The organism is Sphaerobacter thermophilus DSM 20745 (assembly GCF_000024985.1).
Lineage (GTDB): Bacteria > Chloroflexota > Chloroflexia > Thermomicrobiales > Thermomicrobiaceae > Sphaerobacter > Sphaerobacter thermophilus.
Window position 1 is genome coordinate 392083 of record NC_013524.1, and the last position, 23436, is coordinate 415518.

The following is a 23436-nucleotide window of genomic DNA, read 5'->3' on the forward strand; positions in this document are numbered from 1 at the left end:
GCGCCGCTATATGGACGTGAGGTCGCTGTGGACGGCGTTCCCGCCACGGAGCTTCGCTCCGTACATAGCCTGGTCGGCCGCAGCCAGCAACTCGTCCGGGGTCGTACCCTGGTGCGGGAACATGGCGATGCCGACCGAGATGGTTAACGGCAGGAGCGCATCGCCGTGCTCGAAGGGTAGGTCGGCCACCGTGCGTCGCAGCCGGTCAGCGACCTCCAGCGCGGCGCGGAGGTCGACGTTCCGCAGCACGACCGCAAGCTCATCGCCCGCGTAGCGGGCCAGCAGGTCGTCCGGCCGCAGGTTCCCAGCCAGCCGCCGGACGACCTGCTCCAGCACGGCATCGCCCACCAGGTGGCCGTACTGGTCGTTGACCTCCTTGAACTTGTCCATGTCGATCAGGAAGAGGGCCGCGGTCGACACCCGCGGGTTTCCGGCCAGGCTCTGGAGGTGCTCGAGGAGCACACGGCGGTTGGCGATCCCTGTCGCCGGGTCGGTGCGCGCCTGCAACTCCAGCCGCTGAGTGAACTCCATCTGGTCCAACAGCAGGCCGAGATGCACGGCGATCCCCTCCGCCAGCGCCATGTCCTGGTCGTCGAGCGGGTGGGAGATGTCGGTCTCGATGTTCAAGACGCCGACCGGCCGACCGGCCGACCGGATCACGGCCACCAGCTCGCTGCGGATGGCCGGGTCGATCTCAATGTAGTCCGGGTCGCTGCGTACGTCGTGGACGAGGAGTGAGCGATTCTCACGCAGGGCACGACCGGTGATACCCCGGTCGATCGGCCAACGCAGCGCAAGGTCGGGTATCGACCCCATCTGGGAGCGGTCCTCCAGGTGCTCGCCATCGGGCGTCAGCGTCGCCAGTACCACGCGGCGATAGCCGAGGCCGCCGGTGAGGCGCTCGGCCACCAACCGGAAGGCAACGTCGGCATCCCCGCCGCGGGCGATGAGCTGGCTCAGGTCGTGGAGCAGTTCGAGCTCATGCAGGCGCCGGTGGGGAACGGTGATGTCCTCGACCGTCACCTGCACGTAGGTGGTGGGAGCGGTGCCGGCTTCACCGGGCAGCGACAGTGTTCGGGCGCGACACGCCGTCGTCAGGCGTCGTCCGCCAGGCCCGCAGAAGAAGAGCACGACTTCGTCGGAGGGTGTCTGCGAAACAGCCCGCCACGCCTCCCAGGGGATCGCCGCGGGGTTGAGGAAGAGGCTCGCGAGCGGCGTGCCGACGAGCGACTCCGCGGAACGACCGGTCAGATCGCTCATCGCAGCGTTGACCAGGTGGATGGTCCCCTCCGTATCGCAGAGGACCACCCCCATCGGCATCCCCTCGACCAGTTCGCGGTAGAGTTGCTCGGTGATCGCCAGCTTGCGGCGCAGCCGCATGGTCGCGAGCGCAGCGGCCAGCGCCGCTGCCAGCACATCGCCGATCGGTCGGTCCAACGGCTCGTAGTCCGCCGCGTCGCCATAGTAGACGGAGAGCAGGCCGTAGATCGTCGATCCATGCCGTACCGGCACGATGGTGGCCAGACCGATGCCGGCTTCCTCGGCGACCGCCGGGTCGCTCAAACGGCGGGCATCGCTGCTCGCACCCGTGTAGCGGAGCGGCTCATGCTGATTCCGAACCACCGCTTCCACCAGCGCCTGCCCGCGACCGACCGACCGCTCCTCGATGTGGCGCACGAAGGCGTCCGGCACCCCGACAACGGCAAGCGCGGCGAGCCGGTTCTCCCCCTCGGCAAGCAACCACACCGCGAGGCCACGGGCATCCAGCAGCCGCCGGGCCACCTCCAGCGCCTCCCCTAGCTGCTCCGGGGACTCCGTGAGGTCGAGTACTTCTAGCGCCAGTTGCCGGATCGCGTTCATCCGGCGCAGGTGCCGGCGCTGTTCAGCTTTGGATTCGAGCGTGAGCGCACGCCGCAAGCCGAGGAGCCGCTCCACGTCCGCCTCCGTGAGCGGTATCCCCAGCACGGCATCCACGCCGGCCGCCATCAGGGCTGCAGTCTGTGTGGTCTCGGCGTCGGCGAGTGCGCCGACTACGATGGGGTCTCCAAGGCGCGGGCGGAGGGATTCCACCCATCCGGCATCATCGTCAGGGATGAGGGTCACATCGAGCACGACCACCTCCGGCGGGTGTTCGGCGGCGTGGGCGATCGCTTCCGCCACCGTCGCCACACCGGTTGCGCTTCCTCCCAGTCGCTCCAGGATGGCCAGGAGGTGCTCCCTCAGGTCGTGGCGGTCGCTGACGACCAGCACACGGCACCCCTCAGCCTGATCCATCTGTTGCCCACTACCCTCCGCACTCGGTTACGGTGCCGTGGCTCCGGGGCACCCCGGCCCGGCTATCACGTACTCGCCATGAATGTTAGCGCGTCGCCAGTTACATGGAAACAATTATAGAAAAAGTGTTCCACATGGTCCACATCCAATACCGAGACGCCGAGAACACCGCGCAACATGATCGTATGCACGCGGCCTAGTCCACACCGGCAACGGATGACTCCGCCGCGCCGGGCACCTCAGCCTCCACCCGCGGCTCTTCACTTTCCTCCGGCAGTTCCTCACCCCGGTACTGCCAGAGCTGGCGCGCCCACCAGCGAGAGGTCACGACCATCAGCAGGCAGGCGCCCCCGCCGAGGACCATGGCATAGCGCGCGCCGACCACGCTCGCGACCATCCCGGCCTGGAACTCGCCCAGCCGCGGCCCGCCGGCGGAAAAAACCGAGGCCAGGGCACCGACCCGGCCCCGGAGCGAGTCCGGTGTCGCCAACTGCCGCACGGTATGGCGCATCGCCATACTGACGGCATCCAGCCCTCCGGCCAGCGCCAGCAGTCCGAGTGCCACCGGGAAGGACCGGGCCATGCCGAACAGCGCCAGGGAGATCCCGTACGCCGCGACGGCCAGCGCCACGACGCGCCCCGGTCGACGCGGCGTCGGCAGCAGCGTGAAGATCACCGAACCGGCGACGGCCCCCGCCGCCGGGGCCGAATAGAGCAGGCCCAACCCGTCCGAGCCCACCGCCAGCACATCGCGCGCGAAGACCGGAAGCAGCCCCATCGACGAGACGAAGAGCACGGCCAGGAAGTCGACCAGCATCAACTGCCACAAAATGGCACGACCTCGCACGAACTCCAGGCCCTCGACCACCGCGGACAATCCCCGTCGCGGCCCGGCCGGCACCGGGACGCGGGTGCGCATCGCAACGATCGCGCCGAGAACCACCAGGAAGGACGCCGCATTGATCCAGTAGGCCGCACTCACTCCGAACACCTTGATGATCACACCCCCCGTGGCCGGGCCGAGGACGGCTGCGGTCTGCCAGGCGAGCACGTTCAGCGTCAAGGCGTTCGGCAGCCGCTCGCGCGGCACAAGGGAGGGGATCAAGGCCTGCCGCGTTGGCGAGTCAAACGCCGCGGCCGCCGCAGTGAGGGCCGCAAAGGCGTAGAGGATCGGCACGTTCGCCTTACCGAGCGAGATGATCAAGGCAAGGAGCGCGCTGAGCCCGGCGAGGAAGCTCTGCGACACGAGCAGGAGCCGGCGGCGGTCGACCTGATCCGCCAGCGTCCCTCCGAAGATCGACAGCAGGATCGTCGGGATCGCCCGCGCCAGCCCGACCCCACCCAGCGCCGCGGTCGAACCGGTCAAGGAATAGACGAGCCAGCCCAGCGCCACGGTCTGCACCTGGGTGCCGAGCATGTCCACGAACTGCCCGGCCCAGAGGAGCCGGAAGTCCCGGTAGGCAAGAGCTGCTAATGCTGTGGGAAGCCTCACCCTCAATCCCCTGCGAGTAGACGCCGCCTAGGACGGCCGCGCGACGCCGAGCCGCTCCACAAACCAGTTCACCGCCCGTTCCATCACATCCCGCTGGTGCTCACGCTCGCGGACGCCGTGTGGCTCGCGCGGGTAGACGACGCACTGGGCCTCGACCCCGCGGGATCGGAGGCCGCGCGTCATCTCGTACGCCTGTCCAACGGGGCAACACGGATCCTGCTCCCCGTGGAGGAACAGGGTCGGCGTCCGAACCCGATCCACGTAGAAGATCGGCGAGCGGGGCGCGTAGCGCCCGTCCAGCGTGAAGGGGTTGTCCCGGAGAAAGATCTCGTCGAAGCCGGGAATGTTCGTGCCTCCGTGGAACGAATACCAGTTGGTGATGCTGGCCCCGGCCACCGCTGCCCGGAAGCGGTCGGTCTGGGTGATAGCCCAGCAGGTGAGGTAGCCGCCGTAGCTCCAGCCGCCGACGCCCAGCCGCTCCGGGTCGGCGATGCCGTCCCGGACGCAGGCGTCCACCCCAGCCAGGATATCCTGCAGGTCCCCACCGCCGAGGTCGCCGATGTTGGCCTCAGCGAAGGCCAGCCCGTATCCGGCGCTCCCTCGCGGGTTCGGCAGCAGGACGGCGCACCCGCGCGCGGCCAGCAGGTGGATCCAGCTTCCGGGGCCGGACGGGCGCAGCCCGTAGGCCCAAGAGGCGGTCGGGCCGCCGTGGATGAGCGTCACCAGTGGCCACGGTGGGTTGCCCGCACCCCGCGGGCGAACCAGCATCCCCTCGATCTCCATGCCGTCGGGCCCGGTCCAGCGCAGCGTCTCGTACGGGCTGAGCAAGTCCGCCGGGAAGTCGGCGTTGACCGCGCTGCGCCGTGCCCACCGGACCCCTTCCGGTCCCTGATCCGCGATCCGCCCGACCCACAGCTCCACCGGCTCCGTCGGGGCACTCATCCCCGTGGCCACCCACCGGCCGTCGGCACTGATGTCGACGCCGGTGCCGTAGACGTTGAAGAAGCGCTCCCCGGCCCACAGCGTCTGCGTCCGTCCGGCGCCGGTCGGATCAAGCAGGCAGATCGCCGCCCGGTTGCGCTCGAGCGCCGCGGCGAAGAGCCGCCCATCCGCAACCCAGTGGAGCGACAGGTACGACCGCGGCTCCCCCGCGGTCAGCGGCTGCGCCGTACCTCCCGCGGCCGGGACGACGAGCACGTCGCCCCCGCTCATGCCCGGGTCGCTCCAGGTGCTGGTGATCAGCACGATTGCGCGCCCATCCGGCGACCAGACCGGACCGGTGATCTGCCGCTCGGGCGCGTAGAGGGTCGTCACCTCGCCCGTCGCCACGTCGATGCGTACCAGCCGCGCCCGGTACCAGGACCAGGCGTAGGGCAGATCGCTGACGATCGCCGCGATCGCCGACCCATCGGGCGACCAGGCCAACTCCCAGACGTGCACGGGTCCGGTCGTGAGGCAGCGCGCCTCCCCGCTGGCCACATCCACCAGCCAGATTCGACCGAAGGCGTGCTCCTCCTCAAAGAGAACCCAGTCCTTCCCCTCGGGCCGGTTGCGTCCCACGGCGTCGGGAGCGATGACCGCGATCGTGCGCCCGTCCGGTGCCCAGGCGATTGCGCTGATCCCGGCGTCGAACTCGCGCAGCAACTCCGGTTCCGCCCAGGACCGCAGCAGGTAGAGCTGCCCGGTACCGCGCTTCTTCCGGTCGGACCGGAACGCCAGCGTCTCCCCGTCCGGCGACCAGCGCGGCAGGTCGTCCGTCCCCGGCCCCTGGGACACCTGCCGGGGCTCGCCGCCCGCCACATCCACCAGCCAGATCCGGCTGCGCGGCGACGGTTCCTGGTAGTCCACCGATGCCTCAGCCACGACGAAGGCCACCCGGCGGCCGCCTGGGTCGATCTGCGCATCATTCACCGACTTGAGGGTCAGCAGGTCATCCGCGGTCAGCACTGCCCGCGCTTCCATCATCGCCTCTATTCCCGCCACAGTATTGGGTGCCGGTCCTCCGGCAAACGCGTACGCTAGTTGACCACAGGCAATCCGCGCTGTCGAGAGCGCACCTTGCAACACATCCCGGCGCTGGGTAGAGTCAGAGTGATCGCGCCCGACGGCGAAGGGGGATTCGCATGATCGACAGGGGAGCGAGAATCTCGACCGGCACCCTCGCGCGCGCCGTAGCCTACGGGCTGGGTACCGGCGCGGCGGTCCTGCTGCTCGTTGGCATCCCGACGGTGCTCATCCCGAACCCCTGGTTCAGCCGCATGGTGCCCACCCGGCCGCAGGATTACGCCTTCCTAGCGCTGACCGTCCTGCTGAGCGCCCTGATCGGCGCGACCTACGCCTTCCCCGCCGCCTGTCCGCTGCAGGAGGGCAAGCTTACCGCGGGCGGTTTCCTCTCGTTCCTGGCCGTCGGCTGCCCGGTGTGCAACAAGATCGTCGTGCTGGCGCTCGGCACCACCGGCGCCATGCGCTACTTCGAGCCGGCCCAGCCGCTCCTCGCCATCGCCGGGATCGCCCTCCTCGGCTACGCCCTCTTCGTCAGGCTCCGTGCCACCCGCCACGCCTGGTGGCCGTCGTCTACATAACGAGCGACCAGCGGCTTCGGACCTGTGGATCGCGCCGGCGGCTGAAAGAGGCATCTTGGCGGCGTGCGCGTCGGCGCGCATCTCCCCGGTGAGAAGCGCGGCCCCGCCCTCTTTGGGCAATGGCCCACCCAGCATGCCCCAACCTTACCAGCAACTCAGCCCTTGGCTTCCTGCAGGATAACGCCGTGGCGCCTCCCACGTCGACGCGGTAGCGCCCGTATGGGCGCTACCGCGCCAGTGCCCCGCCGCAACATTGGCTGGGTCGTCTCCTGCCGAACAGGCGGCTTGGTTCCGTCCGGCACGATCGCGGCCGAGCTTCCGCGTCGAGCAGCGGTAGCCCGTTCGTTTTTTTCACGGCCGCCTATGGGCTCTCCCAGATGTGCCCCCCAACCACAACGGCAGGCACTCTCGACATGAGCACAGGATCCTAGCGCGATCCGAAGTCGGATCGAACACGGCTTGTCCGGGACAGGCCGAGTGGACCAACGCGTTAGGCCCGCATATGCCGGAATCTTTGCGATCACCTCACCATGGATCTTACGTTCGGACACAAGATCGGCTACTATGGTGCCATCACAGGCTGTACAAGCTAGTTTGTGGGGAGCATCTGCGTCATATGTGATTGACCCACCAGATTCAAGACTCGCAAACTTGTTCTGTGCGCCATAGGTGATGTCAAGCGCAAGCTAGACAGGCAACCGCTACACCCGTGATCGCGCGTTGTTCCTGAAGGGAATCCATTCGATAGCCGTTATTGACGGAAGGAGGGGCACATGAAACGACTCGGTTTGGCGACACTGGTTGTCCTTCTCGTTACCAGCTCTGGCACCGCATTTGCTGCCTGGGGCGTTACCTGGAAGGGACCGCGATACTCGCCCACCTCGGGGCTCGCCTGGTACACCCCAACTTATATTAAACTATTGGGGTGGACATAAGTTGTACAGTCAGACGGGCGCATGGGGGCGGCATATCTATGCCAGCACTGATTGGACATACTACGATCAAAACCGGCTGAACAGCCTCTATTCATACTGGCAAGCAACAAACTACCAGTACGTACCCACGACCATCCACTTCGATGATCAAGCGTACGGCGGCGGAACGCACTATTCGGGGTTACATGCTACCGGCTGGTACTATACGAACTTTCCTAACCCGGAGTACCGCTCAGGAGACGATGACGGCGACACTCGACACGAGGAGATTGAAGTCCGGTGGTCTCCAACCTTCGCGGCAGGAGGATACAATATCGAGGTTGAGTACTGGGATCCTCTCTACAACGATAACACTGGTGTTGGGAACACTGGTGAGGTGAATGTGGCCAGTTACATCACAACGGCTATTGGATGGCTACGGATCGGCCATCAGTGGATGTGCAAGTTCTACTATCCGGAGCGTGATTACCTCCCCTGGTCATTCGATTGTCGCGCATAGGTACCACACGTACGCGGAAGGGGGTCGAGCCAGATGAGACCAAGACTGGCCATCGGGCGGTTTTGGCGGTTGGCTGTCTTGCTCGTGGCCGTGGGGCTGGTCATTTCGGCGTGGGTGGTCCGGTCCAGTCAATCGACTGCGGCTGATCCACTAATCCCCGCGCCAGCCACTGCAGACCTGATGCGAGGCAGCGGATGGAGTGTGAAGACCGAGGTGCTCGGCGACCAAGTGGCAGCGGGAGTGAGCTTCTCTACCTACGAACGGTCAGCGCTCCTCGACTACGCAGAGCGTGTGCGAGGAGCGGGAGCACACGTCTTTGACAGACATGACACAGTGCCAGCACTCGTCACGTTCCGCCATCCAATCTCGCTAGAGACCTTCCCGGAACTGATGGAACGGGCCGGCGCATCGGTGGTGAGTTTCAGAATTCGGACAGTGGAGCCTGATGGGCGACGAGGCACACTCGGTGGCGCTCCGGAACCCGATGGTACAGTCCTCGACGTTGAGCACGTCGCCACCTTTACCGAGCGGCAAGAACAAAGCAAGGGTGGTCCACTGAAGGTACTGGGTGTCATCGATGCTGAGGTCCTGGTCGACCGTGCTGCGTTCGACCGACTGACAAGTAACGTGGACGATGTGTTCTTGGTCGATATCATGCGAGCGGTCGTATACGACCATCTCCCAGACACGGCAAAGGACCGGGTTCCGATGCGTGATGTACGCTTGGAGCCACTGTACTGGCATCTCGAGGACAATGGGCTCACTACATCCTAGCGTGTGGTAGTCAAGCGGGTTAGGTACGAGCCTCGCCAGGCACGTCTACACTGCTGGAACGACCGACGCGAGAGCACCCTAGCCCGCTGAACAGATGCGACGAATACCGCTCTCCGTCCTCTGTCTACCATCATCCATCTGGTGAGCGGCGATGGCAGAGGCGGAGCCAGAGCAGGAGCGCCGGCGTGGACGCCGGCGCCCGTCCGGGGCCACCCCCGCAGCAAAGCCGGCGAGAGGGCGGGCGCTCCTGTTCGCGGCTCATCGGACAGATAACGCTGGACGGAGCAGTGAGCGAGCGGGCCTCACAACCGTTGAGTAGCAAAGGGGCTCGTCTCATGAGTGACGGACCCGCCGTACGAGCCGAGGAACTCGTGACCCGCGCGATGCGCTACGTCACTTGGTCCGGCTACTTCGCCCTGTTCGCCCTGGCGACGCTCATCTTCGGGCTGATCGCAGCATGCTTCGTCCCCACTGACTGGGTCGTGACGCGGAAGGACTACGTCTATCTCCAAATGCACCCACGCGGCGTCCTCGATCTGGCTGAAGACTATGAGCAATTCATCGCCACCAGCCAGAAGGATCCGATTCAGAACCAGCAGTGGCGTGAGCGGCGGCAGCACTTGTGGGTGAACTACTGGCTGCGATGGGGAACCGTGATGATCGTGGTTGGGGCAGTCACGCTCGGCCTCGATCGGCTGTTCGGGCGCCGGGTGAGCGTCCGCTTCGTTGCCGCGCTGTTCCTCGCCTTTACCATCGCCATCGGGATCTATCTCGTTACACACCCCGGCTTCAATCCGCTGGTGTGAGGATGGGGTGGGCATCCCCAGCCGCGGGACATCCGGACGGCGGACCTCCCACTCATCCGGATAGACCGAAGGGAGGGACCGGGCACGGTGCAGTCACTTTCTCACCATCCTAGCGCCTGCCGCGGCGACGACCGCCTCCGCGCCACCCGCGACGCATGGTGGTGCGGATAGAACTGCAGGCGTAAGACTGAGCCCCGCTCGACCCCGTGCGCGATCGATGCGCCAAAGAGCGGCCCTCACCCCCGGCCCCTCTCCCGGGGTCGGAAGAGGGGAGGAGGCCGGAGTCGCCAGCACGCGATTCCGAACCGGCACACGCAGGACGCACCAGGTCCCCCCTCTCCCAACGTTGGGAGAGGGGGTCAGGGGGTGAGGGCCGTCCTCACCCAAGGCATCCCCTTGATGTCATATATGATCTCCTCTATGATCATCCCTGTCAGTGACCATTCGCGAGGGTGCATGAACAGCAAGCAGGAGCTGGCCTACCAGACGATCCGCGCGCGCATCATCGACGGCGCCTACGGCCCCGGCTACCGCATCGTGATCGACGAAGTGGCGCGTGAGCTCGGGGTCAGTCCAATCCCGGTGCGGGAGGCTGTCCGGCGGTTGGAAGCCGAGGGGCTGATCACTTACACCCGCCATGCCGGCGCCCGCGTCGTCGCCATCGACGAGCGGCAATACGTCGATACTCTAGCGACCCTCGCGGTGCTTGAGGGCTACGCGACGGCACTCGCCGCGCCACGGCTCGATGAGAGCGACCTGGCCGAACTGCACCGCCTGACCGGCGAGATGCGCGCGGCGCTCGACCGGGGCGACCTGCTGCGCTACGGCACGCTCAACCGCGCCTACCACGAGGCAATCTATCGCCGCTGCCCGAACGACTATCTGACCGATCAGATCCGCGCGGCGTGGGCACGGCTCGACTCGATGCGCCACTCGATCTTCGTCCTGCTGCCGGAGCGAGCACGCGCCTCGATCGTCGACCACGAGCGCATCAACGTTCTGCTCGCCTCCGGTGCGCCGGCAGTCGAAATCGAGCGGGTGGTGCGGCAGCACAAGCTCGCCACCGCCGAGGCGTTCCATGACCGAACGGTGCGCTGCCGCGCAGCTGCATCCGATGGTGCCGCACCAGGCGGCAGCGGCACCACCGGTCAGGCAACGGAGGAGGTGACCACCCTGGGCTCAGACCGGGTTCTGCCTTCCTAGTGCGGCCCGGTCCTTTCCAGGATCTCCATTCCGACCGGGAGGAGGAGACCGATGCGCACGATCCCGAATTCACGTCACCGCGATCCGTGGCGCGTCTCATCCCTCATTGTGACGCTCCCGGTCATGGCCCTGGGGCGCAGCGCGAGCGATACGCCCGCCCCACGGGCAACAAAGGCAGCTACGGTCGCAACGCCACACCATACCAGCGGCGCTGCACCCTGTAGCATCCACCGTTACCACGGTGCCAGCGCACACAGACCGCATCGAGATCTTCTCCAGCACACTACTGGCGCCCACGGGTCCAGGGCGCTGCTCGATCGTGAGGTGCGTGATCCATGCCAACCCGTTCCGACCGTGCAGAAGGAGTCGGCGTTAGTGAGAGCCAGGTAGGTCGCGGAATCTGAAGGCCACCTCGCCAGGAAGGAGGCGATTCATGCAGAACGCGAAACCGCGGACACTACAGCACCTTCTCGACGAGACCCCGGCGATCCAGGAACGCCTGTACCACAACCCCTCCGGTGGACGCTTCTGGCCGAACGTTCCGCCTGAGTTCACGAACTGGCGGGACGAACAGCGGGCCTGGCGGGAGACGGTGGCACTCTTCAATCAGTCCTACCACATGACCGACATGTTCCTGCGCGGCCCGGACGCCTTCTCGCTCCTGGAGCGGCTCGCCATCAACTCATTCGACGGCTTCGAACCGGGACAGGCCAAGCACCTCGTCTGTGTCACACCAGACGGCTACTACGTCGGCGACTGCATCCTGTTCTACCTCGAGGACGGCACGTTCCAACTCGTTGGGGTGGGAGCGATCCACAACTGGGTGCAGTATCACGCTGAAACCAGCGGAGCAGACGTCACCTGGGAGCGGGATGAATCGTCCCGCGTGGATCCGAATCGCAAGCGACTGACGTACCGGTTCCAACTCCAGGGCCCAAACGCAACCAAGCTCTTGGAGAAGCTGACCGGCGGGAAGCTTCCCGATGTCCCCTTCTTCCACTTCGCCCGGATCAACATCGCCGGCCACACCGTCGGCATGCTCCACCACGGCATGGTCGGAGTACCCGGCGCGGAGCTGTTTGGTCCGTACGATGAGGGGTCGGCCGTCAGAGAAGCGATTGTCGAAGCGGGCAAGGAGTTTGGACTCCGCCAAGTCGGCTCGCGCACCTATGCGACGAACACGCTCGAGTCAGGCTGGATCCCGAATCCTCTCCCAGCCGTGTACACCGGCCAGGCGTTGCAAGGCTACCGAGAGTGGCTCCCTGCCACGGCATTCGAGGCGGTCAGCTCCCTGGGGGGAAGCTTTGTGTCCCAGCGCATCGAGGACTACTACCTCACGCCGTGGGACCTCGGCTATGGCCGCTTGCTGAAGTTCGACCACGACTTCATCGGTCGTGCAGCGCTCGAGCGAATGGCGAACGATCCACATCGCCGCAGAGTCACGCTGGTGTGGGACGGCGAGGACACCGCACGGATCCTCGGCAGCATCGCCCAGAAGCCCTATGGCGAGCAGTTCAAGTACTTCGAGCTCCCGCTGGCACAGTACGCGACCTGGATGTACGACGCGGTGCGCAACGACAATGGCGACGTTGTGGGATTCGCCATGTGGACCGGATACAGCATCAACGAGCAAGCGGTCCTCTCCCTGGCAACCGTTGACCGCGAGTACGCCGAGCCGGGTAGCCGCCTCCGCCTCATCTGGGGAGAGCCGAATGGCGGCTCGCGAAAGCCGTCGGTTGAGCCGCATGTCCAGACCGAGGTGGGTGTCACCGTGGGGCCGGTCCCCTATGCGGAACCGGCGCGGCAATACCGGAAGGCCGTGGTCAGGCGATAGCTGACGAGGGGGCTCTACGCGTTCGACCATACCGCGCCACGACATCGCAGGAGGAGTCGCATTCTCGCATCAGGGAGAGCACCATGTACCGGAACCGATCGCGTCGCTTGATGCTGCATCTTGCAATCGTGATCAGCATATTGCTCCTCGTAGCGTGCGGCGGGGAAGCTGCCGAACCCACCAGCCCTGCTCAGGCGGCCGCAGAAACCCCGACTGCGGCGACGACTGATGCAACGCCGAGCGGGCAGCCGACTGGATCTCCGGCCGGGGACGAGACAGCCGAAGAAGAGTCAGCAGAGCAAGGTGAGCCCTACAGGATCGGAGCGGTCCTCTCGATCACGGGCGGGGCCGCGACCCTCGGCGCTCCGGAACGGGATGCGTTGCAGCTCTTGCAAGATCAGGTCAACGAGCAGGGTGGCATCCTCGGGCCCGACGGGCTCCGTCATCCCGTGGAAGTGATCATCTACGACGATCAGAGCGACGAGTCGCAGGCGGTTCTCGCCGTCACGCGGCTGATCGAATCGGACCAGGTTCCCGCGATCATCTGCTGCAGCCAAAGCGGCACGTCGCTTGCCGCCGTCGATGTGGTGACGCGCAACGAGGTCCCCATGATCTCGCTCGCCTCCAGCGAGACGATTACTCAGCCGGTCGAGGAGCGCTACTGGGCATTCAAGCCGGCATGGGACAATCTCCAGGTCTCCGAGCGTCTCATGCTCTACTTCCAGCGGGAGGGCATCACGCGTATCGGGCTCCTCTCCGTCAGCACGGAGTATGGCGATAGCGGGCGAAATGCACTCCATGAACTGGCTGACGACTACGGAGTCTCCATCGTTGTCGATGAGCGCTTCAACCCGGGGACAACTGACGTCACCACGCACCTGAACCGCGTGCGCACCAGCGACGCTGAAGCGGTTGTCGTCTACGCCCTGGTTCCCGAGAGCGTCGTGGCGATGAAGAACTACCGCGATCTCGGGATGGACATTCCCATCGTCTTCACCAACTCCGTGGCAACACCCGCGTTCATCGAGGCCGCGGGTCCGCTCGCGGAGGGGGCAATCGTGCCGGCTGGAAAGATCATCGTCTACGACACCCTGCCCGACAGCGACCACCAGAAAGAGGTTCTCGAGCAGTTTGCCGTCGAGTATCAGGAACGCTACGGAGAACCACCCAACACCTTCGCCGGTCACGCCTGGGATGCGTTCTGGCTCTACGTCCGGGCCTTTGAGAAGCACGGTCCTGACCCTGCGGCCATTCGCGATGAGATTGAGCAGACGTCCGACTTCGTGGGGATCACGGGGGTGCTGACCTTCTCACCCGAGCGCCACACGGGATTCCAGACCGAGGACATGGTGATGGTGGTGGTCCAAGACGGGAGGTTCGTGGCACTCGCTGAGGAGTAGGCGTGACCGGTCCGGCCTGGACCGGTCACGTCCCGCTACCCAATGGAGCGGGATATCGGCACCGACGACCTGCGCGAGCCAGCCACAAACGGAACGGCTAAGGTGCACCGATGAATCTGTCGCTCGAACTACCACAATGGATCATCTCCGGGATCACCATCGGGGGAATCTACGCGCTGGTCGCTCTGGGGTTCGTCACGATCTACAGCGTCACGCGGGTGATCAACATTGCCCAAGGCGAGTTCGTCATGCTCGGGGCGATGCTGACCGCCACGCTTCACAACCGCATGCCGCTGGCACTGGCCATCCTGGTTGCGGTCATCGCCGTGACGGCCATCGGAGCAGGCGTGCAGCGGGTCGCCCTCTACCCGGCTCGCCGGGCTTCCATGGTAACGCTGATCATGATCACCATCGGCGTTGATATCGTCCTCCGCGGGATCGCGCTCATCATCTGGGGCACCGCGCCGTACTCCGTGCGCCCCTTCACGCCAGGACCACCCATCATCGTCGGCCCCGCGGTGATCACCCGACAGGCTCTGTGGGTCATCGCCTCGGTCATCGTGATCGTGGTCGTGACCTACCTCTTCTTCCAGCGCACGATGGCTGGTCGCGCGCTACGCGCCAGCGCCGCCAACCCGGTTGCGGCGCGTCTCGTCGGTATCCGTCCCGAGCGCATGGCACTGCTGGCCTGGGCCGGCAGCGCCGCGCTGGCTGCGCTCGGTGGAGCGGTTGTGGCGCCGATCACCTTCGCGACCTACTCGATGGGGCTTGATCTCGGCCTCAAAGGGTTCGTCGCCGCCGTCGCGGGAGGCCTGACCAACCCGGCGGCCGCCGTCATCGGTGGCCTGCTGCTTGGGGTGTTGGAGTCCGTCGGCGCAGGACTCCATTCCGGTCTACAAGACGTGATCGCCTTCGCCGTGCTGCTCGTGGTGCTCATCGTTCGCCAGGTCGGCATTCTTGGCCTACGTGGGCGGTTCGGCCCGAGGCCCCGCCCCGCATGAGTGGAGGGCCCGCGCTCATGGTTTCCTCGGCTAACTCCAAAGCTCCCTTCCACGTCGCCGGGGTCGCGCGGAACGACCTGCTCGCACTGTTGGCGTTCCTCGTGGCGCTGGCCGCCACGGGGGTCTTGGGCGCGTATCACCTGACGATCCTCAACTTCGTCCTGCTCCGTGCGATCGTCGTGCTCGGCCTGGTCCTCTTGACGGGCTATACCGGCCAGATCTCGTTCGGGCAGGCCGCGTTCGTCGGGATTGGCGCGTACACCAGTGCCATCCTCACCACGCGCTACGACATCTCTCCCTGGCTGGCACTGATAGCGGCGATGCTTCTCGTCGGGATCCTGGCGGCGCTGGTAGGGCTGCCGCTCCTCCAGCTCGAAGGTCACTACCTCGCGCTCGGCACCCTTGCTTTCGGGTTGATCGTCTACACAGGCATGCTCGAGTGGCACAGCCTGACCGGCGGGCCCTCCGGCTTCAGCGGCATTCCCGCCTTCTCCATACTCGGCATCACGTTCGATACACCTCGCGCCAATGCGTACCTCCTAGTCGTCATCACCGCCCTCGTTACCTGGGTCGCCCGCAACGTGGCCCACGGCCGTATCAGCCGCCAGGCGCGAGCAGTCCGCGACAGCCAGATCACCGCCGAGTGCCTCGGCGTCGGGACCGCATCGCTCAAACTGCGCATGTTCGTCCTCGCAGCCGTGTTTGCCGCCCTCTCCGGTGGTCTCTACGTTCACCTGATCCGGTTCGTGAACCCGGCACCCTTCGACTTCCTCTACTCCGTCGAACTCCTCACAATGGCGGTTGTCGGTGGACTGACCAGCATCTGGGGAGGTCTGCTGGGTGCCGCTGTGTTGACCGTGCTGACCGAAGCGCTGCGGTCGGCCGTACCCGGCGCTACCGGCGAGGTGCAACTGGTGCTGTTTGGCGCCCTGCTGGTCGTCATGCTCATCTTCTGGCCGAGCGGGCTGGCCGGCGGGATCACGCGTGCCTATCACTGGATCACGACCCAGATGCGCGGCCGGAGCAATTCGGCTGGCACCGAGTCGCCGGCTCTACCAAGAGTCGCAGAGACGATCCCGGACTGGCTCACTCAGTCGATGGAGGGGAGCCCTTCCGGGGTGGCCGGCGAGCCGCTGCTGCGCGTCGCCGGGCTGACCTGCCGCTTCGGGGGACTGGTTGCACTCAGACAGCTTGACCTGACAGTGCCGTCGAACCGTTTGCTGGCAGTCATCGGCCCGAACGGCGCCGGCAAGACCACGCTGTTCAACGTGATCTCCGGACTCCTGGCGCCCACCAGCGGCACCGTCGAGTTCGCCGGGCACCAGATCGGTGGTACTCGACCAGCACCCATCGCACGGCTCGGGGTTGCGCGCACCTTCCAGAACGTCGAAGTCTTCCCACGGATGACCTGCCTAGAAAACGTGCTCGTGGCGCTGGAGGCCGAGCAGGGGCCTGGCGTGCTCGCATCGATGATCCGCCTCCCGCGCGTCCGTGCCGTCGAACGCGAACTCGAAGAACAGGCATCCGACCTGCTCCGGTTCGTTGGTCTGGCCGATCACGCGAGTACCCTCGCCGGAGACCTACCGCTCGGCCAACAGCGCGCACTGGAGCTCGCGCGCGCGATGGCGCAGCGGCCACGCCTGCTCCTGCTCGACGAACCAGCCTCGGGTCTCAACCCGAGCGAACGCGCCGAGCTGGCTCGACTGATCCGTACGCTCAGAGAGCTCGGGATCGCGATCATGCTCGTCGAACACGACATGGAGTTCGTCATGAATCTTGCCGACGAAATCGCAGTGCTCAACTACGGCGAGAAGATCGCGGAAGGACCGCCCGCCACCATTCAGCGCGACCCTGCCGTCATCGCTGCCTATCTTGGTGATACCCTGGACGATGGACAGATCCAGCAGACCAATCCCGGATTGAAGGGAATCGGAGCATGAGCGGGGACACGCTCTGCGCGCTGGAAGCACAGGATATCGAGGCTGGATACGGCGGGATCGTCGCGCTGCACGGGGTCAGCCTGCACGTCGGTGCTCGCGAGATCGTGACGGTGATCGGCCCCAACGGTGCCGGCAAGACAACGCTGCTGCGGGCCATCAGTGGGCTAGTGCCGCTCCGCCGTGGGCGCGTGTCCCTGGACGGCTCCGACGTCACCGGCCAGTCGACCGAAGCGCTCGTGCGGCGCGGGCTGGTCCACGTTCCGGAGCGCCGTCAGCTCTTCGCCGATCTCACCGTCGAGGAGAACCTCCGCCTCGGCGCCTACACCCGATACCGGCATGAGCCGGAGGCAGTCGAGCGCGACTTCGAGCGGGTCCTGGAGCTCTTCCCGATCCTCCGGGAACGTCGCCGGCAGCGTGCGGGAACCTTGTCCGGTGGCGAGCAGCAAATGCTTGCCATTGGTCGCGGCCTGATGAGCTCCGCTCGGGTGCTTCTGCTCGATGAGCCCTCGCTAGGCCTCGCCCCGCTCATCACACGGCAGATCTTCGACACGATCGCCCAGCTTCGGGGTCAGGGCATCGCGGTTCTGCTGGTCGAGCAGAACGCCCGCCAGGCGCTCCGGGTCGTCGATCGCGGCTATGTCCTGATCAACGGGCGAATCGTTCTCAGCGGCACGGCAGAGGAACTGATGGCCAGCCGCTTGGTACAGCAAGTCTATCTCGGTGCACTTCCCGAGAGCGGACGCGAGCTGGAAGGCGTTGCTCCGGATCCGGAGCAACCCGAGATGTGATCAGGAAATAACGGAACCGAGTGGAACGAAAGGTGAAGCCCAAATGGCCAGACATGACTTACGCGGATCGATTGTGCCGCTGGTGACGCCGTTCAAGGACGGCCAGTTCGATGAGGCTGCGTTCCGAGATCTGATCGAGTGGCAGATCGAGAGCGGCAGCCACGGCATCTCCGTGACCGGCTCGACCGGTGAGCCGTCCGCGCTCACGGAGGAGGAGCGCAAGTACGTCATCGAGACCGCCGTGTCGGCGGTGCGAGGCCGGGTCCCGGTCGTGGCCGGGACGGGCACGAACAACTTCGACGAGACGGTGCGTCTGACCACCTTCGCCGAGAAGGTCGGAGTCGATGCCGTGCTGGTCATGGTCCCGTACTACAACCGTCCGAGCCAGGAGGGGTTGTATCAACACTTCGTCGGCGTGGCCGAGCGCACCTCGCTGCCGATCATCATCTACAACATCCCCGGCCGCACCGCGGTGAACATGGAACCGGAGACCGTCGCTCGCGTGGTGCGGGCGCGCTCCAACGTGATCGGCGTCAAGGAAGCCAACAAGGACTTCGAGCAGGTCACCAAACTGATGCATCTGTGCGGGCGGGACTTCCGGGTCTACTCCGGCATCGAGGTGCTCTGCTTCCCGCTACTCGCACTCGGCGGCGCCGGTTACATAAGCGCCACCGGCAACGTGCTTCCGGAGCAGTCGGCACGGCTGTACAATCTCGTCACCGCCGGCAAGTACGATGAGGCACGGGACCTCCACTATGAGATGTACGAGATGAACGAGGCGCTCTTCTGGGAGACGAACCCGGGCCCCGTGAAGTACGTGCTGGGCCTGATGGGCAAGATCCAGCCTGAGCTGCGCCTCCCTCTCGTGCTCCCCTCCGAGGAGAACCAGCGGAAGCTGCGCGCCGTGGCAGAGCGCTACGGCCTGATCCCAAGCTCGGCCCCCGTGGCCGGTGGCGAGAACGGAGCGGCCTGATGCGGTACGTGCGTTTCATCGCGGATGGACGTCTGCACACCGGGTACGCCGACGAGGACCGGCTGATCGACGAGTCCGGTCGCGCCTACCACCAGGATGCGGTCGTCTGGCTGCCGCCGGTGACGCCGACCAAGGTGGTCGGCTTGGTGCTCAACTACGCTGAACACGCCAAGGAACTGGGGCTGGAGACGCCCAAGGACCCGGTCCTCTTCTTCAAGCCGCTCACCTCGCTCATCGGCCACCGCGCGCCGATCGTCTATCCCACCGGGGTGACGCAGCTCCACTACGAGGTCGAGTTGGGCGTCGTCATCGGGCGGCGCTGCCGCAACGTGAAGGCGGAGCAGGCGCGTGACGTCATTCGTGGCTACACCGTGGCCAACGACGTGACCGCGCGCGACTTCATCACCAACTACTTCCGCCCGCCGGTCAAGGCCAAAGGCTTCGACACTTTCGGTCCGCTCGGCCCCTGGGTGGTCGAGGACGAGGACATCGACCCGGACAACCTAACGCTGCGCGCCTACGTCAACGGCGAGCTGCGCCAGGAGGGCCACACCTCCAACCTGATCCACAAGGTCGGCCCGATCATCGAGTACATCAGCGCCTTCATGACGCTGGAGCCGGACGACGTGATCCTGACCGGAACACCGGAGGGGATCTCCTTCGTCCAGCCGGGCGATACCCTGCGCGTCGAGGTCGTGGGGATCGGCGCCCTGGAGAACCCGATCGTCGCTGAGCACGCCGAGGGGACGGTCTGATGACCACAACGACCGACTACGCGGCCTTGAGCAAGCGGCTGCTCGATGACCTGCCGCCGCTCCAGAACTACATCGGCGGGGAATGGACTCCCGGCCCGATCGGCGAGACCTTCATGTCCATCAACCCGGCGACGAACCAGCCGATCGCGACGGTCCACTCCGCCGGGCGCGCCGGAGCGCAGCAGGCCGTTATTGCCGCCCGCGAGGCGTTCGAGAGCGGCGCCTGGTCACGGATGCCCGCCGCCGACCGCGCCCGGGCCCTGCGCCGGATCGCGGAGCAGATCCGCAAGCGGGCCGATGAAATCTCGGTGCTCGAGACGAGCGACACCGGCATCCCGATCACCCAGATCCGGGCCGGGCAGGTGCTGCGCGCCGCCGACAACTTCGACTTCTTCGCCGAGATGGCGACGCAGATCACTGGCGAGACCTTCCCGGTCGAGGGCACCTTCCTCAACTACACCGTCCACAAGCCGGTAGGGGTCGCCGTGCTGATCACACCCTGGAATACGCCCTTCATGCTGGAGACGTGGAAGGTCGCCCCGGCGCTCGCGGCCGGCAACACCTGCATCCTCAAGCCCGCAAGCTGGTCGCCGATCTCGGCCTACCTGCTGGCGAAGGCCATCGAGGAGGCGGATCTGCCGCCCGGCACCTTCAACCTCGTCTACGGCTCCGGCGAGACGGTCGGCACCGCGCTCGTCGCCCACCCGGAGGTTAACCTGGTCTCCTTCACCGGCGAGACGACAACCGGCAAGCAGTTGATGCGCACCGGCGCCGAGACGCTGAAGCGCTTCTCGATGGAGCTGGGTGGGAAGTCACCCGTCATCGTCTTCGCCGACGCCGACCTGGACCGCGCGCTCGACGCCGCTATCTTCGGCGTCTTCTCCCTCAACGGCGAGCGCTGCACCGCCGGCACCCGCCTCTTCCTGGAGCGCCCGATCTACGACGACTTCGTGAGCCGCCTGATCGAGCGCGTGCGCCGGATTCGCGTCGGCGATCCGCTCGACCCGGCGACCGAGGTCGGCCCACTGATCCACCGGCGGCACCTGGAGCGGGTCATGGGCTATCTCGACATCGCCCGGGAGGAAGGCGCCACCATCGCCGTTGGCGGCCGGCGACCGGACCGACCCGAACTGGCGGACGGCAACTACCTGGAGCCGACGGTGATCGTCGACGTGCGCAACGAGATGCGCGTGGCCCAGGAGGAGATCTTCGGCCCGGTCCTCACCGTGATCCCGTTCGAGGACGAGGCCGAGGTCCTGCGCATGGCGAACGATGTCCGCTACGGCCTGGCCGCCTACCTCTGGACGTCGGAAGTCAGCCGCGCCACGCGGCTCGCGCCCGAGATCGAGTCCGGGATGGTCTGGGTTAACTCCCAGAACGTCCGCGATCTGCGGACGCCGTTCGGCGGCATGAAGGAGAGCGGCATCGGCCGCGAGGGCGGCCGCTACTCCTTCGAGTTCTACACCGAGACGAAGACGATCCACGTGGCGCTCGGGCAGCATCGCATCCCGAAGTTCGGGGCGACGTCCTGAGCGGAGAGAGATCTATCGAGCACGACGGCGTGCGTATGCACCTAGCGCAGCGGAGGGACAACGATGGGGGCTCGGACCGGTGCGGAGTATCTCGAAGGGCTGAGGGAGCGCCCTCGCGAGGTCTGGATCCACGGCGAGCGGGTCATCGGTGACATCACCGAGCATCCCGCCTTCAAGAACGTGACCCGCAGCCTCGCGGCGCTCTACGACATGCAGCACGACCCGGAGCTGCGCGAGGAGATGACCTACGTCTCGCCGACCACCGGCGAGCGCGTCGGGATGTCGTTCCTCCAGCCACGCTCCCGCGAGGATCTCGCCCGGCGTCGAATCATGATGAAACGCTGGGCCGACTACTCCGGCGGGATGATGGGCCGCTCACCCGACTACCTCAACGCGGGATTGATGGCCATGGCGGCGGCCGCCGAGTACTTCGGCCGCAACAACCCTGCGAACGCCGACCATATCCGGCGCTACTACGAGGAGGTCCGGGAGCGGGACCTGGCACTGACCCACACCCTCATCACCCCGCAGGTCAACCGCTCTGTCGGCTCCGCCAGGCAGGCCGACCCTTACATCGTCGCCCGCGTGGTGAAGGAGACCGACGCCGGGCTCGTCATCCGCGGGGCGCGGATGTTGGCCACGCTCGGGCCGATCGCCGACGAGATCGAGGTCTTCCCCTCGACGGTGCTACGCGGTACCGAGGAGGACCGCCCGTATACCTTCGCCTTCGCGATCCCGTGCGACACGCCCGGGCTGAAGTTCATCTGCCGCGAGTCGTTCGACATCGGCCGCTCGCACTTCGACCACCCGCTCGGCTCCCGGTTCGAGGAGATGGACGCGGTGGTCGTCTTCGACGACGTGCTGGTGCCCTGGGAGCGAGTCTTCCTCTACGGCGACGTGGAGCTGGCCAACGGTGTCTTCGCCGAGACCAACGCAGTCGTCCACATGGCCCATCAGGTGGTGGTGAAGAACGTCGCCAAGGCCGAGTTCATCTTCGGGATCGCCGCCCTGATCGCGGACCGGATCGGTATCGACCAGTTCCAGCACGTACAGGAGAAGCTGGCGGAGATCATCATCGACCTGGAGGCGATGCGCGCGTTCCTGCGTGCCAGCGAGGCCGATGCCGCGGTCGACCAGTGGGGCCTGATGACCCCTGCGTGGGGTCCGCTCAACGCCGCCCGCAACCTCTTCCCGCGCCTCTACCCGCGCATGATCGAGATCATCCAGATCCTCGGCGCCAGCGGCCTGATGGCGATCCCGACCGAGGCCGACATGCGCAGCCCGGCACGGGCAATGATCGACCGCTACCTGCAGGGCCGGAACTCCGACGCGTACGAGCGGGTGAAGCTCTTCCGCCTGGCATGGGACGCTGCGCTCAGTTCCTTCGGCTCGCGCCAGGTGCTCTACGAGCGCTTCTTCTTCGGCGACCCGGTGCGCATGGCAGGTGCCCTGTACACCAGCTACAACAAGGAGCCGTACAAGGAACGAGTGCAAGCGTTCCTCGACCGGGTCGAGCAGGAGGAGCCGGCGCGGCAGTGAGCCTGCTCAGGCCCGCCGCTACCCGGTGCAGCCGTGCTGAGAGGAGGGGTCAATGGGAGCGTCTATGCCACCGACTCCGGACTTCACCATCCTGAAGACGGGGCACGTCGAGCTTCGGGTGACCGACCTGGAGCGAGCGTGCGCCTTCTACGACGGCCTCCTCGGCTTCGTCGAGACCGAGCGCGATGATGACCGCGTGTATCTCCGCTGCCTGGAGGACTGGGAGCACCACAGCCTGATCCTGACCCGGGCCGATGCACCGGGGCTGGGCCACATCGCCTACCGCGTCGCCAGCGAGCGCGACCTGGACGCCCTGCACCGGCTCGCGACGGAGCGGGGGCTGCCGACACGCTGGGTCGAGCCCGGCGAGGAGCGGGGCCAGGGGCGCGCCCTGCGCATCCAGGATCCGCTCGGCTTCCCGGTCGAGTTCTACCACGCGGTCGAGCGCGTCCCGCGGATGCTTCAGCGGTTCCACGAGTACCGGGGACCGCACGTGATGCGGGTCGATCACGTCAACCTCCAGGTGCCCGACGTCGACGCCGGCACCTCCTGGTACCGTGACACGCTCGGCTTCTACTGTTCGGAGTACACCGAGACGGAGGACACCCCGCCGCGGCTCTGGGCCGTCTGGCTCCACCGCAAGCAGAACGTCCACGACGTCGCGCTCATGACCGGCCCTGGCCCGCGCCTGCACCATGTCGGGTTCTGGCTGCCCGAATCGAGCAACGTGCTGCGCGCTGCCGACATCCTGTCCGCCGCGGGGTACGAGGCGTCCATCGAGCGCGGCCCCGGCCGCCACGGCATCTCAAACGCGATGTTCCTCTACCTGCGCGACCCGGACGGCAACCGGGTGGAGCTCTACACCTGCGACTACCTGATTGCCGACCCGGACTTCGAGCCGATCCGCTGGCGTTTGAACGATCCCAAGCGCCAGACCTACTGGGGCCACCCCGCGCCCCCGAGCTGGTTCAACGACGCCTCCCACGTTGCCACCTTCGACGGCGACGGCTACATGCCGATCCAGGCACCGGCGATGGCCGACCGGCCAAGCTATGTGGGGCATTGACGGCTCCAACACCGAGGCTTGAGCCCGGGGGTAAACCCCCGGG

Annotated in this window: 17 protein-coding genes; 14 read left to right on the forward strand and 3 right to left on the reverse strand. The window is 66.2% G+C overall.

The features are described from left to right. Positions 1-6: 6 nt before the first annotated feature. From STHE_RS18180 to STHE_RS13985, 3 genes are all read right to left on the reverse strand, one after another. Entirely contained in the window at positions 7-2274 is a 2268-nt protein-coding gene (locus STHE_RS18180) for a diguanylate cyclase domain-containing protein (protein ID WP_052295382.1), read from the reverse strand. Between the two features lie 196 nt (positions 2275-2470). Next, a complete protein-coding gene (locus STHE_RS13980) occupies positions 2471-3766 on the reverse strand; it encodes an MFS transporter (RefSeq protein WP_012873239.1) in 1296 nt (431 codons plus the stop codon). Between the two features lie 27 nt (positions 3767-3793). After that, positions 3794-5731 (reverse strand): S9 family peptidase, encoded by a 1938-nt coding sequence (locus tag STHE_RS13985; RefSeq protein ID WP_041400378.1) that lies wholly within the window; start codon positions 5729-5731, stop codon positions 3794-3796. Positions 5732-5889: 158 nt separating this feature from the next. Here STHE_RS13985 and STHE_RS13990 point away from each other — a divergent pair, with 158 nt between their 5' ends. From STHE_RS13990 to hpaD, 14 genes are all read left to right on the forward strand, one after another. After that, entirely contained in the window at positions 5890-6348 is a 459-nt protein-coding gene (locus STHE_RS13990; RefSeq protein ID WP_012873241.1) for a hypothetical protein, read from the forward strand. A 1635-nt stretch (positions 6349-7983) separates the two neighbouring features. After that, the gene (locus STHE_RS18840) at positions 7984-8556 is read left to right on the forward strand and encodes a hypothetical protein (protein WP_148220106.1); all 573 of its coding nucleotides are present in this window, start codon (positions 7984-7986) and stop codon (positions 8554-8556) included. Positions 8557-8891: 335 nt separating this feature from the next. Then, positions 8892-9362: a hypothetical protein gene (locus STHE_RS14000; RefSeq protein WP_148220107.1), complete on the forward strand. Its 471-nt coding sequence runs from the start codon at positions 8892-8894 to the stop codon at positions 9360-9362. Between the two features lie 456 nt (positions 9363-9818). Beyond that, positions 9819-10565, forward strand: coding sequence for a GntR family transcriptional regulator (locus tag STHE_RS14005; protein WP_012873245.1), 747 nt, complete (start codon positions 9819-9821; stop codon positions 10563-10565). Positions 10566-10998: 433 nt separating this feature from the next. Then, a complete protein-coding gene (locus STHE_RS14010; protein WP_012873246.1) occupies positions 10999-12399 on the forward strand; it encodes a glycine cleavage system protein T in 1401 nt (466 codons plus the stop codon). 83 nt (positions 12400-12482) lie between these two features. Beyond that, positions 12483-13799, forward strand: a complete 1317-nt coding sequence (locus STHE_RS14015; protein WP_012873247.1) for an ABC transporter substrate-binding protein — start codon at positions 12483-12485, stop codon at positions 13797-13799. A 110-nt stretch (positions 13800-13909) separates the two neighbouring features. Beyond that, on the forward strand, positions 13910-14800 hold the full coding sequence (locus STHE_RS14020; RefSeq protein ID WP_012873248.1) for a branched-chain amino acid ABC transporter permease: 891 nt from the start codon (positions 13910-13912) through the stop codon (positions 14798-14800). A gap of 17 nt (positions 14801-14817) precedes the next feature. Further along, positions 14818-16740 carry a branched-chain amino acid ABC transporter ATP-binding protein/permease gene (locus tag STHE_RS14025; protein WP_012873249.1) on the forward strand — a complete coding sequence of 641 codons (1923 nt, stop codon included), beginning with the start codon at positions 14818-14820 and terminating at the stop codon, positions 16738-16740. Continuing rightward, on the forward strand, positions 16737-17528 hold the full coding sequence (locus STHE_RS14030; RefSeq protein WP_012873250.1) for an ABC transporter ATP-binding protein: 792 nt from the start codon (positions 16737-16739) through the stop codon (positions 17526-17528). Before STHE_RS14025 ends, STHE_RS14030 begins: the two co-directional genes overlap by 4 nt. A 43-nt stretch (positions 17529-17571) precedes the next feature. Then, the gene (gene dapA / locus STHE_RS14035) at positions 17572-18501 is read left to right on the forward strand and encodes a 4-hydroxy-tetrahydrodipicolinate synthase (RefSeq protein ID WP_012873251.1); all 930 of its coding nucleotides are present in this window, start codon (positions 17572-17574) and stop codon (positions 18499-18501) included. Further along, positions 18501-19256 carry a fumarylacetoacetate hydrolase family protein gene (locus STHE_RS14040; RefSeq protein WP_012873252.1) on the forward strand — a complete coding sequence of 252 codons (756 nt, stop codon included), beginning with the start codon at positions 18501-18503 and terminating at the stop codon, positions 19254-19256. Before dapA ends, STHE_RS14040 begins: the two co-directional genes overlap by 1 nt. Further along, a complete protein-coding gene (gene hpaE / locus STHE_RS14045; RefSeq protein ID WP_012873253.1) occupies positions 19256-20788 on the forward strand; it encodes a 5-carboxymethyl-2-hydroxymuconate semialdehyde dehydrogenase in 1533 nt (510 codons plus the stop codon). Before STHE_RS14040 ends, hpaE begins: the two co-directional genes overlap by 1 nt. A 63-nt stretch (positions 20789-20851) precedes the next feature. After that, positions 20852-22327: a 4-hydroxyphenylacetate 3-monooxygenase, oxygenase component gene (gene hpaB, locus STHE_RS14050; RefSeq protein ID WP_012873254.1), complete on the forward strand. Its 1476-nt coding sequence runs from the start codon at positions 20852-20854 to the stop codon at positions 22325-22327. Positions 22328-22379: 52 nt separating this feature from the next. Further along, the gene (gene hpaD, locus STHE_RS14055) at positions 22380-23393 is read left to right on the forward strand and encodes a 3,4-dihydroxyphenylacetate 2,3-dioxygenase (RefSeq protein WP_012873255.1); all 1014 of its coding nucleotides are present in this window, start codon (positions 22380-22382) and stop codon (positions 23391-23393) included. Positions 23394-23436: the final 43 nt, after the last annotated feature.